14 protein-coding genes are annotated in these 14,170 nt (G+C 51.3%); 5 read left to right on the top strand and 9 right to left on the bottom strand.

Annotated elements, in window-relative coordinates:
* Positions 1 to 12 precede the first annotated feature (12 nt).
* From D5E69_RS01535 to D5E69_RS01510, 6 genes are all read right to left on the bottom strand, one after another.
* Positions 13 to 594: a CDP-alcohol phosphatidyltransferase family protein gene (locus D5E69_RS01535; protein WP_048007243.1), complete on the bottom strand. Its 582-nt coding sequence runs from the start codon at positions 592 to 594 to the stop codon at positions 13 to 15.
* Positions 595 to 605: 11 nt separating this feature from the next.
* Positions 606 to 1,259: a TVP38/TMEM64 family protein gene (locus tag D5E69_RS01530; RefSeq protein WP_159129119.1), complete on the bottom strand. Its 654-nt coding sequence runs from the start codon at positions 1,257 to 1,259 to the stop codon at positions 606 to 608.
* Between the two features lie 20 nt (positions 1,260 to 1,279).
* Positions 1,280 to 2,221 (bottom strand): ABC transporter ATP-binding protein, encoded by a 942-nt coding sequence (locus tag D5E69_RS01525; protein ID WP_053072095.1) that lies wholly within the window; start codon positions 2,219 to 2,221, stop codon positions 1,280 to 1,282.
* Positions 2,212 to 3,024 (bottom strand): ABC transporter permease, encoded by an 813-nt coding sequence (locus D5E69_RS01520; protein ID WP_159129118.1) that lies wholly within the window; start codon positions 3,022 to 3,024, stop codon positions 2,212 to 2,214. The genes D5E69_RS01525 and D5E69_RS01520 overlap by 10 nt, the downstream gene beginning before the upstream one ends.
* Positions 3,025 to 3,091: 67 nt before the next feature.
* Positions 3,092 to 3,883 (bottom strand): ABC transporter permease, encoded by a 792-nt coding sequence (locus D5E69_RS01515; RefSeq protein WP_159129117.1) that lies wholly within the window; start codon positions 3,881 to 3,883, stop codon positions 3,092 to 3,094.
* Positions 3,861 to 5,063: an ABC transporter substrate-binding protein gene (locus tag D5E69_RS01510; RefSeq protein WP_048007246.1), complete on the bottom strand. Its 1,203-nt coding sequence runs from the start codon at positions 5,061 to 5,063 to the stop codon at positions 3,861 to 3,863. The genes D5E69_RS01515 and D5E69_RS01510 overlap by 23 nt, the downstream gene beginning before the upstream one ends.
* A gap of 149 nt (positions 5,064 to 5,212) precedes the next feature.
* Here D5E69_RS01510 and D5E69_RS01505 point away from each other — a divergent pair, with 149 nt between their 5' ends.
* Entirely contained in the window at positions 5,213 to 5,665 is a 453-nt protein-coding gene (locus D5E69_RS01505; RefSeq protein WP_048007247.1) for a BsuPI-related putative proteinase inhibitor, read from the top strand.
* Positions 5,666 to 5,701: 36 nt separating this feature from the next.
* On the opposite strand, the gene sfsA is transcribed toward D5E69_RS01505, so the two are convergent.
* Entirely contained in the window at positions 5,702 to 6,418 is a 717-nt protein-coding gene (gene sfsA / locus D5E69_RS01500) for a DNA/RNA nuclease SfsA (RefSeq protein WP_053072093.1), read from the bottom strand.
* A 14-nt stretch (positions 6,419 to 6,432) separates the two neighbouring features.
* On the bottom strand, positions 6,433 to 7,206 hold the full coding sequence (locus D5E69_RS01495; protein WP_048007249.1) for a hypothetical protein: 774 nt from the start codon (positions 7,204 to 7,206) through the stop codon (positions 6,433 to 6,435).
* A gap of 360 nt (positions 7,207 to 7,566) precedes the next feature.
* Here D5E69_RS01495 and D5E69_RS01490 point away from each other — a divergent pair, with 360 nt between their 5' ends.
* The 4 genes from D5E69_RS01490 (at position 7,567) to D5E69_RS01475 (ending at position 13,086) form a co-directional block, all read left to right on the top strand.
* Positions 7,567 to 8,922 (top strand): hemolysin family protein, encoded by a 1,356-nt coding sequence (locus D5E69_RS01490; RefSeq protein WP_048007250.1) that lies wholly within the window; start codon positions 7,567 to 7,569, stop codon positions 8,920 to 8,922.
* Between the two features lie 197 nt (positions 8,923 to 9,119).
* Complete coding sequence (locus D5E69_RS01485) at positions 9,120 to 10,292, top strand: FtsW/RodA/SpoVE family cell cycle protein (RefSeq protein ID WP_048007251.1); 1,173 nt, start codon at positions 9,120 to 9,122, stop codon at positions 10,290 to 10,292.
* Positions 10,293 to 10,584: 292 nt separating this feature from the next.
* Positions 10,585 to 12,273, top strand: coding sequence for an arginine--tRNA ligase (argS, locus tag D5E69_RS01480; RefSeq protein WP_048007252.1), 1,689 nt, complete (start codon positions 10,585 to 10,587; stop codon positions 12,271 to 12,273).
* 228 nt (positions 12,274 to 12,501) lie between these two features.
* Positions 12,502 to 13,086 carry a YqaA family protein gene (locus D5E69_RS01475; RefSeq protein ID WP_048007253.1) on the top strand — a complete coding sequence of 195 codons (585 nt, stop codon included), beginning with the start codon at positions 12,502 to 12,504 and terminating at the stop codon, positions 13,084 to 13,086.
* 49 nt (positions 13,087 to 13,135) lie between these two features.
* Here the strand turns inward: D5E69_RS01475 and D5E69_RS01470 are convergent, their stop codons facing one another.
* Positions 13,136 to 14,005: a diacylglycerol/lipid kinase family protein gene (locus D5E69_RS01470; protein ID WP_159129116.1), complete on the bottom strand. Its 870-nt coding sequence runs from the start codon at positions 14,003 to 14,005 to the stop codon at positions 13,136 to 13,138.
* Positions 14,006 to 14,170 lie beyond the last annotated feature (165 nt).

The following is a 14,170-nucleotide window of genomic DNA, read 5'->3' as shown; positions in this document are numbered from 1 at the left end:
TCTATCACTCCATTATGAAAGTAGTCGCTTTGCTTCTGCAAACCGCTGAAAGCCCGTGTACAATTCCACTGCAACAAATAGAAGGGTCGTCCAAACGACAATCGACGGGAACAGCATCATCAGGCTGAAGAGGATGAAACCTTCTGTCCTTTCAGCCAGACCCGCCTGGTAATAAAACGATTTCCCTCCTTCTTTCTCAGAGACGGCACCGACGGTCAGGAAGATCGTCATCGAAATGATGATCGAAACACTGAGAAGGAGGAGTGGCCAGACGGCTTCGGGATGTACCGCGGCAACGCCAAGGATCACGGAAATCTCGACGATGCGATCGAATGTGACATCCATGACGGTCCCGAACGGTGAAGGCTTTGTGAGCCTTGCCATGGAGCCGTCGACTGCATCCAAAAATCCCGATACCCACAGAAGCAGGACAGCCAGGATGGGGAATCCGGTATAATAAACGATTCCCGTCCCTCCTCCGATGATGAACGCCGCTACCGTCACCCCATTTGGAGTGAACCCGGCCTTCAAAAATGAACGGGCGGTCGTCTCGATGCCCGGCTGCACCCATTTTCTCGCATGTGTATCCAGCATGTTCCTTCCTCCTACCGCCTTTTAGATAACCCGAGCCAGTTCTTGAGCTTCTTCCTGAAAAGGAAAGGTACCGCCGCCACAAGGACAAACACGAAGATGGCTATGTAAATATGACTTTTATCGTCCTGGACAAGACTCGAACCCAGATAGACATATCCGAATGTGCCCGGCAGGATCCCGATGGCCGTCGCCAGGATGAACGGACCATACCTCACCTTCGCCATGCCGGCCAGATAACTGACCAAATCGAAGTTCAGGAACGGGACGAGGCGCATCACAAGGATGTAGATGAATCCGTTCTCCTCCATCCGCCCGCGAATCCTCCTCATGCGTTCAGAGGGATTCTTCAGGATCCGGTCCCCGAGCAGGGTGGCGGCAAAGAACGCTACGGTCGCCCCTCCGATTGCACCGGCCACGATGTACACGAAACCTTCCAGGGGACCGAATGCAAGACCGGCCCCGAACGACAGGATCGATGCCGGGAAGAGGATGAGAGGCCTTATGGTATAGGCCACAATGAACACCAGGGGTGCCCAGATCCCGAAGGAGGTGATCCAATCCCTGATGGCGATCGGGTTCACACTGAACACATGACGGCTGAACCAGATCAAAAACAGGATGACTGCGAGCACAAGGGCGATCTTCAACCATTCCTTCTTCTTCATCCTTTTCCCTCCCTTCCCTCTCAATCAAACGTTTGAATGTTTTTTTCTGAAGCCGTGATCGTGACCGGCCCACCCTGATCACCGTCAGCCACCTCCAGGACGACCGACTGCTGAAGCTCTTCAATATGGATGGAATACATATGATGTCCCATCCTATACTTTTTCTCCCGTATCAATCCCACCCATTGTAAATCATCCGGATGGTGTCTCTCTGTCGATAAGTGTTCCCGGTGGACGAACCGCTCATTCCCGAGGTGGATACCGTCACTCATGAGACCGGCGATGAACGGAGTGGCAGGATGGTGATAAACATGCTCCGGCGTTCCGATCTGGGAGATGCGCCCCGATTCAAGGACGGCGATCCGGTCGCCCATTTCGCTCGCTTCATCCCGGTCATGTGTCACGAATAGCGCCGTGGTGCCCACTTCCTTGATCACGTCTTTGACCCACGCACGGATTTCCATCCTCCGGGTATGATCCAGACTGGCGAACGGTTCGTCCAGCAGGAGGAGCTTCGGGCGGAGGATCAGGGATCGGATAAGTGATACGCGCTGCATCTGACCTCCCGACAGCTCGGACGGATAATGATCCAGCACCTCTGAAAGGCCCGCCATTTCGATGAATCCATCCGCTTCCTTCTTCGCCTCGCTCTTCCTGTATCCTTTCATTTTGAGCCCATACAGGACATTTTCAAGAACCGTCATATGCGGGAATAGGAGTGGTTTTTGGAAGACCATACCGACTGGCCGGTCTTTCGGTTTCATGGATGTGACGTCTTTTCCCGCCAGATGGATCGAACCGGCATCGGGTGACTCCAGCCCGGATATGATGCGGAGGAGAGTGGATTTCCCCGACCCTGATAAACCGACAAGGGAGACGATTTCTCCCTCTTCCATACGGAGTGAGACCCCCGAAAGGATCGATCGCTTTTTATACTTCTTGTGCAATTCCTTCAGTTCCATGGGGTTTCATTCCCCCTCCTTTTCTTTGACGGACGGTAAGGGATGAAGAGCTTCAACACCATCACCGAGATGAGGTATGTGATCAAGGGGATCATCATGAACATAAGGGAGAAGGCCGACATGACCGACTCATCCGCCGTGCGGGTGAACGGGTAATAGATCATGGCCAGCGTGACGACGCTGCCCCCGCCGATGATGGCCGTAAGCACGTATTGGCCAAGGCTGATCACGACGGTCAGGAACAGGACACTGTTCATGGCAGGGATGAGCTGGGGCAGTTCGATATGTCGGAACCTGTCCATAGCGCCTCCCCCGAGGAGCATGGACTGCTCGATCAATTCCGTCCCGATCCCCTCATAGGCGGATTTGAAGAGTTTGATGCTATAAGGGACCGTGGGGATCAAATGCACAACGGCGACACCAAGCCACGTATCGGCAAGTCCAAGACGGATGAAGACGAGCTGGAGACCGGCGGCGACGACTAATGCCGGAAGGAACAGAGGCATCATCAGCATGCTTTCCAGGATGACCTTCCCCCTGAACCGATGGAGGGCGAACGCTTTCCCTGCGGTCAACCCGATCAAGAGGTTCAGTATGAGTACCATTACGGCGATCCCGACGGACACCACCACGGCCGAAAGGAGCTCTCCTTCCCCAGCGATTACCTTCCACGCCCTCGCGTCGGGATCTACAGGGAATGCCTCTCCCCATCTCCAGATCCCGAAGAAACTTTTATAGATGAAAAAGCAGACGGGAAACAAGAAGAACAGGAGGGTGGCCGAATAGAATCCGATTTGTTTCATCCGCCCCTCCCTCCACTGGCGATCCTGAGCCTCTCTTTATTCATGGAGTGGGTCAGGAGCCACATGCTCATCCCGACAGCGCCCCCGCCAGGAGCAGGGCGGCGAATGCAAAGGGACGATCCGTCCACGCTCCGCTGTAGAACCATTCGTATGTAAGGACAGCGATCATTTGTGGCGACGTGACCCCAAGGAGCTGAGGGACCTCGAACGCTGTGAAGATAAACGCAAACAGGATGGCACCCGTCTCGATAAGGGCCGGCTTGATGAAGGGCCACTCTGCCGTGGTGAACATGCGAACGGGGTTGGCACCAAGAAGGGTAGCCGCTTCCCTGTACCCTTTAGAAAGAGAGGCATAGACCGGCAGAAGCATCAAGATGACGAACGGCACCTCTTTCCAAACATATGTGACAATGATCCCGATCCCGCCCGGATCCTGCACGAGGACGGGAAAATCCGTCCGTTCGGCCATCAGACCACTGACACCCAAGAGGTTGGACAGGAATCCGCTTTGATTCAAAAGCAGGAACACAAGATAGGCCCATACGAAATGGGGGAACAGCATGGGGATCCATACAAGGAGGCGCCCTGTTCCGCCCTTCAGCTTTTCCTTGAACACCCGGACGAAGAGGAGGCCGATGACGAGGGAAAGGACCGTGGACACGGCCGTGATCCAGACGCTGTATAGGACGGAACGCATGAAGCGTTCCTTCCTGAATAATTCCATATAATAGCCCATCGTCGCCGTCCCGTCATCCATGAGGCTCTCCATGAATGCCATGAGCATGCCCAGTCCGAAGATCATCAGGAAAAGGATGCTTGGCACAAGGAACAGCCCCTCAGTCCGTTTCCGCCACTTCACGAACCCAGTGCTCCTTTACCCATTCCACATAGGAGGCGTCCATCTCCCCTATATAGGCCTCCTCCAATAGAGCAGGATCGGGAACCGTATCGCCCCTGTCGAGCTCTTCGAACTTCTTCCTCATCCCGTCTTCAAGCTTATCCATGGAGATCGGGGTGCTGTCACCCCACCCGTCCGGCTGCATCTTTTCCAGCTGCATTTCGGGGGAAAGCATATAGTCGATGGCGACGAGGGCTCCCGCCTGATTCGGGGAATTGAACGGCACTGAAAGGAAATGTGTATTCCCGATCGAGCCCGCATCTTCAAGGAGGAACGGTTTGGTCCCTTCAGGATAGATTCCCTTCTTCACAAGTGATTCCGCCCTTGCTTCGTTGTATCCCATGGATATCCATACCTCCTCCTGGCCGAATAGACGATCGAGATCCGTCAGCTCCTTCGGGTATGTCTTCCCATCCCTCCACAGATCACCTTTCATTTCATTCAGGTCATCCCAGACCTTCCCTCCTGCTTCTTCTATATCTTCCCCGGCCTTTTCGATGGGTTGGTCCGAGTTCGCGTTGAGGAGATGACGGATGAAGGCATTCCCCGTGAAGTCCGTCGGATCAGGGTAGGTGAATTTCCCTGGGTGCTCCTTCACGAACGATTTCAGCTCGTCCACCGTCCGCGGCGGGCTGTCTATCTTGTCAGAATTGTAGAAGAAGACGAACTGAACCTTCCCCCACGGTGCCTCATATCCTTCCGTAGGCGTTCCGAAGTCATTTTCGAAATCCTTTTCGTTATAGTATGAAGTCAAATTCGGAAGACGGTCCGTGATCGGTCCGGACAGAAGATCATTTTCCTTCGCATTCTTGAAGTTCTCCCCGTTCATCCACACGATGTCCATGGACCCGTCCTTTTTTCCCGCCCGTTTTTCCGTTTGAAGCTTCTGCAGGATTTCCGGGGTGTCCATCGGGACACGTTTCAATGAGATGCCGTATTCCTTCTTCAATCCGGGAGCCACCACGTCATCGATGTAGTGATTGACGGCCTCATCCCCTCCCCACATAAAGAGGTTGACCTTGGAGCCTTCCGCCTGACTGACGATTTCATTCCAATCGTCGGGGAGCTTTGTTTCACCTGTTTTGGTCCCGCACGACGCCAGGATCAATGAGACCATAATCACAAATGCATATCTTTTCATCTTGTTCCTCCCTTTACCGGAATTGCGTGTTATTATGTATGTAAATCAATCCCCTATAATCTGGTTTCGGAAACCTTTCCCTGCGTATTTCAGGGCGGGGAGGTGACCATGCGGGCGTAAACGCCACTTCTACCTGAGAGAGGTGTCAAATGATGAAGAAACTCATCCCATTCATACTGACAGGGGTGGTCCTGGCAGGCTGCGGTACGGACGAAGTGAAAGATGGAGATCAAGAGAACGGAAATCATGTTGAACACAATGGAATGGAGGACGGGGCAATGAAAGCCGCCATAACGAAGAAAGATTCGACGTATGAATACAGTGTCAAAAACGAGACCGACAAAGAAATGACCTTCACCTTCACCTCGGGGCAGACGATTGATTTCGAACTGAAGGACGCCGACGGCAAGGTCGTTTACAAGGATTCCGAGAACAAGATGTACACCCAGGCCATCCGGGAAAAAACCATCGCTCCCGGTGATGCACTCGCACAGGAAATCAAGCTTCCGGATCTTCCAGCAGGCACGTACACACTGAGCGCCTGGCTGACAGCCAAAGGGGCGGACGAGTATAAAGTAACGGAAGAAATCGAGCTTCCATAGAAAAAAGGATTCTCCGCCGGTGGCGGGGAATCCTTTTTATATCGTGGTATCCACTGGAATCTTCCTTCCCAGTGTCAAATGGGTCGGAGTCACTTCACATACGCGTCCATAAAAACGGACGCCTTTCTGTGCCGCTTCCTCCATGACCTTGGCGAAATACGGATCGATCTCAGGCGCCGAGGTGATCGAATCGATGTCCCCCCGCTGGGCGACGAACAAAACGGCGGTCTCGTACTCTCCCTGCAGAGCCGCGAGCCCTTCTACGTGTCTCGCCCCCCTGGCCGTCACCGCATCGGGGAATCTACCTGCACGTCCATCTGCCATGGTGACGCTTTTCACCTCGACCAAAAGGGAAGCGTCCTCCTTCTTGTGTCGAAGAAGGAAGTCATAGCGGGAATGACCGATGCGGTATTCAGCCCGTTCGAATGCCCAATCAGAGAATTCATCCAGGGCACCGTTCATGAAGGCCTCCCGGATCAATGTGTTGGGAAGCTGTGTATTCAGGGAGATATAGGCACCGCTGTCGGGATCGCGGACCATGACGGCCGACCATTTCGTCTTCCGCGCAGGATCCTTTGCCGGCAGGAGCCAAATGCTGCGCCCTGGGACAAGGATCCCCGTCAGTCTTCCCGGGTCAGGCAGATGAACCTTTTCCACCGAGCCCCCTGGCAGCTCGCAGTGGAGGATGAACCGGTTCGGTCGGGAACGGAAAGTGGCTTCAACGAGCCCTTCCCCGATCTTCAGTGACGTCATGCCCGGCTCCTCCCTCATTTCAGGAGCGCGCTCCAGCTCTTCGTTTTCCGGTCGAAGGAAAGAAGGCCGTTGGCCGGCGCCTTTCTGATCTGCTTGTAGTCTTCCCCCATCTCATCCATATCGAAATAGTCCCCCATCACCCAGAACGGGATCTCGATCTTGCCCCTGGCGAGGATGGCCTTTTCAAGGGAGATGACGACTCCTTCTTTGAGCTTGTCACGGAGTGAACGGATGACATCCTTCCCGATGGCGGGAAAGTCTTTTTCCTTCTTCATGCCGAAGAGACCCTTCCCGGCTTTGGAGGTTTTCAACTTCGACGTGATCGTTTCCCCAAGAAGATGGTAAAAGTCTTCGAAATCCCTGTAAAATACTTTATTGAACCAGCCGTCATCGTGAGTAAGGTACGCAAAGCGGTTGTTCAGCTTGGAGTAGAAAGGAAGATTGAGAGGTTGCTTGATATGTCCCATATAGAGCAGCTCCGCGATCTCCTGGCCGTTCAGCTCATCGACCCCGACTTCCTCCTCGAAATCGATCCAGCAGAAATCACCGTACGTCTGTACATGATCATTCATGAGCTTCTTCATATCACCCTGCTCCACATATTCCATATGGGTATGTATGTTGAACCCTCCATGCTCATACTGATGCTTGATCAGGAGCAGGTTCTGTAACGGATGATGAGCGTTCATGACAAATTCATTGAAATGGATCCCATAAGACACAACGAATTGCTGATCCGCATTTTGATGGACATAGATGATATCTTTCACTACATTATTAGCCTTCAAAAACGTTCCCTCCAAGTGGTGACACGATGCATGATTAATACTTCCTATTTTATCAAATTTTTTCCCCTCTTGCTCTTTTCTATTTCATTTCAAAATGATGACAAAAGCAGTATAGAATTGTCGAATATAGTAATATAATAGGAAAGGCTACATCGGAAGGAAAGCGAACGTGCGAAAATCGGAAAATAACCATCATATTGGTTAGCTTTTGACATAGTTTATTATTAAATCTCTTCCTATTTAGAATTTGACGCTGAAAGTAGTTATTCTTATAATGATTTTAACTTAAACTTATCCGGTTATCACTGATAACCAACAGGAGGTGACTCCTTACCCGTCTGACGGGATAAGGAAAATTATTTGGACATATACAGTTTGGTGCTTGTCGCGATTTTGATCGGTTTAACAGCTTTTTTCGTAGCTTCGGAGTTTGCGATCGTGAAGGTAAGAAAATCACAAATCGAGCAACTGGTCGAGGAAGGTAATCGAAATGCCATAGCTGCTAAGAAAATCATTACAAATCTGGATGAGTACCTCTCCGCATGCCAGCTCGGTATAACCGTGACCGCTCTGGGGCTCGGTTGGATCGGAGAACCTGCCATCGCTGGTATTTTGGAACCTTTACTATCGAAAATAGCTGCGTCCGAGGCCCTTTCCCACGGAATATCCGTCGGGATCGCCTTCACTCTCATGACGTTCCTGCACGTCGTCGTCGGAGAGCTGGCCCCGAAGACCGTTGCCATTCAAAAAGCGGAATCACTGGCCTTGTTATTCGCCCGTCCACTTATCACCTTCTACAGGATTTTGTACCCTTTCATCTGGGTATTGAACGGCTCTGCCCGGGTCGTGACGAGGATGTTCGGCCTGAAGGCCGCATCCGAGCATGACGGGGCCCACTCGGAAGAAGAACTTCGCCTGATTGTATCGGAAAGCTATAAAAGCGGAGAAATCAATCAGTCCGAATTCAAATATGTGAACAACATCTTCGAATTCAACGAACGCTCAGCGAAAGAAATCATGGTCCCGCGCACCGAAATCGTGACCTTATCCGCTGATGATCCCATCGATACACTCCTCGAGCTTGTGCAGGAGGAGAAGTTCACCCGTTATCCCATCACTGACGGCGATAAGGACCATATCACCGGATTCATCAATGTGAAGGAAGTCTTCACCGACCTCCTCCACAAGGATACGGAGCTCAGACCGCTCGGATCGTACGTAAGACCGATCATACAAGTCCTCGAGACGATTCCGATCCACGTCCTGCTCCTCAGGATGCAGAAGGAACAGACCTACGTTGCCATCCTTCTCGATGAATACGGCGGGACATCCGGACTTGTCACCATCGAGGACATCGTCGAAGAGATCGTCGGGGAGATCCGGGATGAATTCGATATGGATGAGACACCACAGATTCGGAAAATCAAGGACAACCATTTCATCCTCGATGGAAAGGTCCTTGTCAGCGAACTGAAGGATATCCTCGGCATCGACGTGACCGAAGATGATGTCGATACCCTCGGCGGCTGGATCCTGACGCATAATTACGACGCACAACAAGGAGACAGCATCTCGTACGCCGACTTTGAGTTCTACATCCAGACGATGGAAGACCACCAGATCAAATCCGTCGAAGTGACGAAGCTCCACTCGATCACGGAAACGACCGGGGAGCCTGCACCACTCGTGCAGACAGACAAAGCTCTTTCACAATAATGTAATAAATGGTATAGAAACGTAAAAGCCGATCCGTGGAACCCTTCCACTGACGGCTTTTTCTTTACCAATCGCTTACAGCCTCCCCCTTCTCCCATCCATCGCAAACGGAAAGCCGTAGATAGAGAGTAGAAATTTTCCTCTCTTTCTATTAGACTAAGATATGTGAAATCTTTAGAAGTACAGGTGAAATGATTATGGAAAACCGCCAGCGTCTCGCTGATCGAATCGATTGGGGATTGCTTTTCATCCTCATGTTATTTTTTATTGTCAGTGCCATCAGTATAAGCAGCGCCCAAACTTCAGGACAGTATACCCAGAACTTCGTCATCCGCCAGGCTTTCTGGTATGTGGTGGGGGGCGTGATCATTACAGGAGCCCTTTTCTTCGACTCGGACCAGTACAAGCGACTCGCCTGGTACGCATATGGAATCGGGATCGTGCTCCTTCTCGGTCTCAGGGTCATGCCTGAAAGCATCGTCCCTTACCGGAACGGTGCACACAGCTGGTATAAAATCTCGGAATCGATCCTGATCCAGCCTTCAGAGTTCGTCAAAACCTTCCTGATCCTCGCCCTTGCACGGGTGATCACGAACCACCATGAGCAAAACCAGGTAAAGACCGTACAGTCCGACTTCATGCTTCTTGCGAAAATTGGATTGACGGCCCTTGGGCCACTGGCCCTCATCATCACCGATGACCTCGGGACCGCTCTCGTGTTCATTGCCATCGTCACCGGGATCATCCTCGTTTCGGGAATAACGTGGAAGATCATCGTGCCGATCTACGGCAGCATTGCCGTCATCGGCGGGACCATCTTCTCCCTTGTTCTCTATGCACCGGATTTCCTTGAAAAATATCTCGGTGTGGACAAGTACCAATTCGGACGGATCTATTCGTGGCTCGATCCGTATAACTACACAAGGGAAGAAGGATTCCACTTGATCAAATCCCTGAACGCGGTCGGATCGGGTCAGATTTACGGGAAGGGATTCAACGGCAGTGAAGTCTATATCCCGGAAGCCCACACCGACTTCATCTTCAGCGGGATCGCCGAGCGTTTCGGCTTTGTCGGGGCAAGCGTCGTGATCAGTCTCTTCTTCATCCTGATCTACCACTTGACCAAGACCGCCCTTGATACGAAAGAGCCATATAATGCGTATGTGTGTGCAGGTGTCATCAGCATGATCACCTTCCACGTATTCCAGAATATCGGAATGACGATCCAGCTCCTTCCGATCACCGGGATCCCGCTTCCGTTGATCTCGTATGGAGGAAGCTCGCTCATGGGGAATATGCTTGCACTCGGCCTCATATTCAGCATGAAGTTCCATCACCGATCGTATATGTTTTCATCGGATAATTCCTGATCAGGAGTTGCATTCTCCATCAAAATGTGTAAAATATAGTTAATTATATGACAAACCGTCGATGATGAAGAGAGTAATCCCATTGTGGAACAAAGCGAGCCGGGGATGGTGGGAGCCTGGTGGGAAGCACGGGATGAACCGCACTTTTGAGATGCCGTTTTACGGCCGGGGAATCCCCCCGTTATGCAATGAGAGCCCTTGTTGGAGGGAATCAGAGTGGTACCGCGAGTTCAAACTCGTCTCTATGTTCTATAGAGGCGGGTTTTTTTATTTTATCTGGAGGTGGATGAAGATGGATTTAAAGATGATTTTCGCAGACGCACTGCATGAACAGGTTGTACCGCATTGGAACAAAGAAGAGCTTTATACCTTGATCGAGACGCCAAAGTTCTCTCATATGGGCGACGCAGCCTTCCCCTGCTTTGGCCTTGCCAAGGAACTGAAGAAGGCGCCGCAGGCAATAGCTGCTGAGTTTGCTGGAAAGATCGGATCCCCTTATTTCGCTTCGGTCGAAGCAGCAGGTCCTTATGTGAATGTCAAATTCGACCCGGTCAAAGCCGGCAAGCAGATTGTCTCCACCATCCTTGATCAACAGCAGGAATACGGAACCCAGTCGTTCGGGAATGATCGCACCGTCGTCCTGGATCTTTCTTCCCCCAATATCGCCAAGCCTTTCTCCATGGGGCATCTCCGTTCCACAGTTATCGGAAACGCCATTGCCGGCATCGGTGAAAAATGCGGATTTGATACGGTCAAAATTAACTATGTCGGGGATTGGGGCACCCAGTTCGGTAAGCTGATGGTTGCGTACAAAAAATGGGGAAGCGAGGAAAAAGTGAAACAGAACCCTATTGCGGAGCTCTTCACCCTCTATAAGCGATTCCATGAAGAAGCAGAAAACGATCCTTCCTTGGACGAGGAAGGCAGGAAAGCTTTCAAACTCCTTGAAGACGGCGATACGGAAATGGTTTCTCTTTGGAGATGGTTCAAGGATGAATCACTGGATGCGTTCAAGGAGATCTATACCCTTCTTGGAGTGGAGTTCGATTCGTATAACGGGGAAGCCTTCTTCAACGACAAGATGGATGAAGTGGTCGAACTCCTGTCCGAAAAAGGATTACTGACTGAATCCGATGGTGCCCAGGTGGTCTGGATGACCGATGACACAAGCCTTCCACCCTGCCTGATTAAAAAGTCGGATGGCGCTACCTTATATGCCACCCGTGATCTCGCTGCCGCCCTATACCGCCAGCGGGAGTATGGATTCGATGAGGCCCTCTATATCGTGGGGCAGGAACAGACCGTCCACTTTAAGCAGGTGAAAAACGTACTGGCACAGATGGGCTACGAATGGGCCGACCATATGAAACATATCCCCTTCGGCCTCTACCTGAAGGATGGGAAGAAAATGTCCACGAGGAAAGGCCGGGTCATCCTCCTCGAGGAAGTACTGAAAGAGGCAATCGCCCTGTCCCAACAAAACATTGAAAGCAAGAACCCCCATCTGCCGGATGCAAAACGGGTGGCCAATGCAGTCGGTGTCGGGGCCGTCATCTTCCATGACCTGAAGAATGACCGAATGAATGACATAGAATTTTCGCTCCAGCATATGCTCACATTCGAAGGCGAGACCGGACCGTATATCCAATATACCAACGCAAGGGCCCACTCAATCCTGAGAAAATCCGATGTGAAGGCTGGAGAGTTCACAGGCCTTGCTGATGAAGAAAGCTGGGAAGTCATCAAGCAGCTGCGGTTGTTCCCAGACGTGATCGCCCGTGCCTGGACTCACTATTCCCCGTCGATCCTGGCGAAATACTTGATTGAAACGGCTCAGCACTTCAACCGCTACTATGGGAAATCAAAGATTCTTTCCGGCGATGGAGATCAGGCATCACGCGTGAGCCTCGTAGCTGCGGTATCCATCGTCCTGACGGAAGGACTGCGCATCTTGGGCATATCAGCACCATCAGAAATGTAATATCGATTCCTGTCGGATATTTCTCGGGAAATAGCGACAGGAATCGATTGATTTCACGAAACTGTAACGAAGGGTCCGATGACTCTTCCCTGTAATCATGGTATACTTTCAGAAGTCCTATCCTGCAGGGCATGTACACTGTGTCGATTGAAAGAATATTCGGTCGACCTGCATTGCTGCTTGCCAGTGCGTGAGCCGACACTTATTGAACAAGGAGACTCATTGAATATGTCTGAATGGATACATATGTTTGAAACGTGGTTAATGGATTATGGTGTATGGGGATTGATCCTGGTGTCTTTCGCAGACTCATCCTTCTTCCCGATTCCCCCTGATGTCCTTCTTATCCCCATGTCGATTGCCAACCCGGATAGCGCATTGTTATATGCCCTTTATACGACAGTCGCTTCCGTTATCGGAGCCCTTTTCGGATGGTGGATCGGAAAGAAGCTCGGTCGACCGGTACTGGTCTATTTATTCAAAGAAGAACGCATACAAAAAGTGGAGGACTACTTCAATAAATTCGGCCCGATGGCCATCCTTATTGCAGGACTCACTCCCGTTCCTTATAAGATTTTCACCATCTTCGCAGGAGTTTCCGGCATCCGGATCCGCGTGTTGGTCATCTGGTCCATCATCGGTCGCGGATTCCGTTTCTTCCTCGAAGCGATCATCATCATAACACTCGGTGAGAAGGCAAAGCCATTTATTGAACAAAACTTCGCCATGCTCAGTTTCGTTGTAGGGGCCGTTCTCGTCATCCTGTATGTCGGATACGTCTTGATCAAAAAAAGAAGAACGTCCGTACAATGAAAATAAAGAGGCCGTATCCTGGGCACCCCAGGGTACGGCCTCTTTCCTTTTATCTTTCAACGCCTACGATAAAATCCATATGACCTTGAAGCACCTTCATCGTCTGACGCTTACCGTCATACAATTCCCCGTCCATATCGAACTTCTCTTCATCGGAGAGCTCGACCTCCAAACTCGATGTACGGATATGCCGGATATCTTCGAACGTGTGGCTCACATCGCCGGTCCCCTTCATCAAGAAGAATTCCTTCAGAAGCGGGAAGCCGCTCCTTTTCACAAGATAAAGGTCGAGGAGTCCGTCGTCCAGACTGATGGACTGTGGCAGGGCATTCGCACCGATGGATTTCCCATTGGCGGCCAGGACCATCACCACATCTTCTTCGAATTCCTCTTCGTCGGTCCTCACTTTCACCTTCAGAACCGGGGCATCCTGGATGGATTGAAAGGCACTGATATAATAACTCAGCTTCCCGAGGACACCTTTTGATCCGACGTCGATGTTATCGCTCGTCTGTGAAATCAATCCGGTTCCCCAGAAATTACTGAAGTATCGGCTGTCCGTTTTGACGAGATCTACACTCTTCCGGAGAGGGTGCTCGACGATAAGCTGGACAGCCTGCTTGATATTCATGGGGATATGAAGGGATCGGGCAAAATCATTGCATGTCCCGCCAGGAAGGATGGCTGTCAAAGGACGCACCTCAAGGTCAGCGAGCCCGTTGATGACCTCATGGACCGTCCCGTCCCCTCCAAGGACGATGACGAGGTCGAATGAATGGCCTTTTTCCCGGCAGAAGCGCTCGGCGTCGCCTTTATCTTTGGTCGGGTGGATCGTTATATTCGTGCACACATCCAAAAGCGGGGGAATGGTGTCCTTCAGCAGTGCTTCCAGTTTTCCCTGCCCGCCTTTCCGTTGCATATCAATAGAATATCTGAGTACATGGCGCTCACCTGCTTTCTTCTCATAAGGGTATGCAGCCGAAGTTTCCGGAAACCAAAAAGAGGCTGACCCAAAACGATGAGGAATAGTCATCCTTAAAGGACAGGCCAAATGAGTTCTGCGTATTCATTTAACAGTCAAAAG

It is taken from the genome of Rossellomorea marisflavi (assembly GCF_009806575.1).
Taxonomy (GTDB): domain Bacteria; phylum Bacillota; class Bacilli; order Bacillales; family Bacillaceae_B; genus Rossellomorea; species Rossellomorea marisflavi_A.
The sequence above is the reverse complement of the archived record's forward strand: the minus strand, read 5'-3'. Positions and strand labels throughout refer to the sequence as shown.

What these genes read in the sequence shown, in the direction of transcription:
- argS (WP_048007252.1), top strand. Translation starts at nt 10,585, where the DNA reads ATGGATTTAAAGATGATTTTCGCAGACGCACTGCATGAACAGGTTGTA.
- D5E69_RS01530 (WP_159129119.1), bottom strand. Translation starts at nt 1,259, where the DNA reads ATGAAGAAGAAGGAATGGTTGAAGATCGCCCTTGTGCTCGCAGTCATC.
- D5E69_RS01520 (WP_159129118.1), bottom strand. Translation starts at nt 3,024, where the DNA reads ATGAAACAAATCGGATTCTATTCGGCCACCCTCCTGTTCTTCTTGTTT.
- D5E69_RS01510 (WP_048007246.1), bottom strand. Translation starts at nt 5,063, where the DNA reads ATGAAAAGATATGCATTTGTGATTATGGTCTCATTGATCCTGGCGTCG.
- D5E69_RS01535 (WP_048007243.1), bottom strand. Translation starts at nt 594, where the DNA reads ATGCTGGATACACATGCGAGAAAATGGGTGCAGCCGGGCATCGAGACG.
- D5E69_RS01485 (WP_048007251.1), top strand. Translation starts at nt 9,120, where the DNA reads ATGGAAAACCGCCAGCGTCTCGCTGATCGAATCGATTGGGGATTGCTT.
- D5E69_RS01505 (WP_048007247.1), top strand. Translation starts at nt 5,213, where the DNA reads ATGATGAAGAAACTCATCCCATTCATACTGACAGGGGTGGTCCTGGCA.
- D5E69_RS01525 (WP_053072095.1), bottom strand. Translation starts at nt 2,221, where the DNA reads ATGGAACTGAAGGAATTGCACAAGAAGTATAAAAAGCGATCGATCCTT.
- sfsA (WP_053072093.1), bottom strand. Translation starts at nt 6,418, where the DNA reads ATGACGTCACTGAAGATCGGGGAAGGGCTCGTTGAAGCCACTTTCCGT.
- D5E69_RS01475 (WP_048007253.1), top strand. Translation starts at nt 12,502, where the DNA reads ATGTCTGAATGGATACATATGTTTGAAACGTGGTTAATGGATTATGGT.
- D5E69_RS01470 (WP_159129116.1), bottom strand. Translation starts at nt 14,005, where the DNA reads ATGCAACGGAAAGGCGGGCAGGGAAAACTGGAAGCACTGCTGAAGGAC.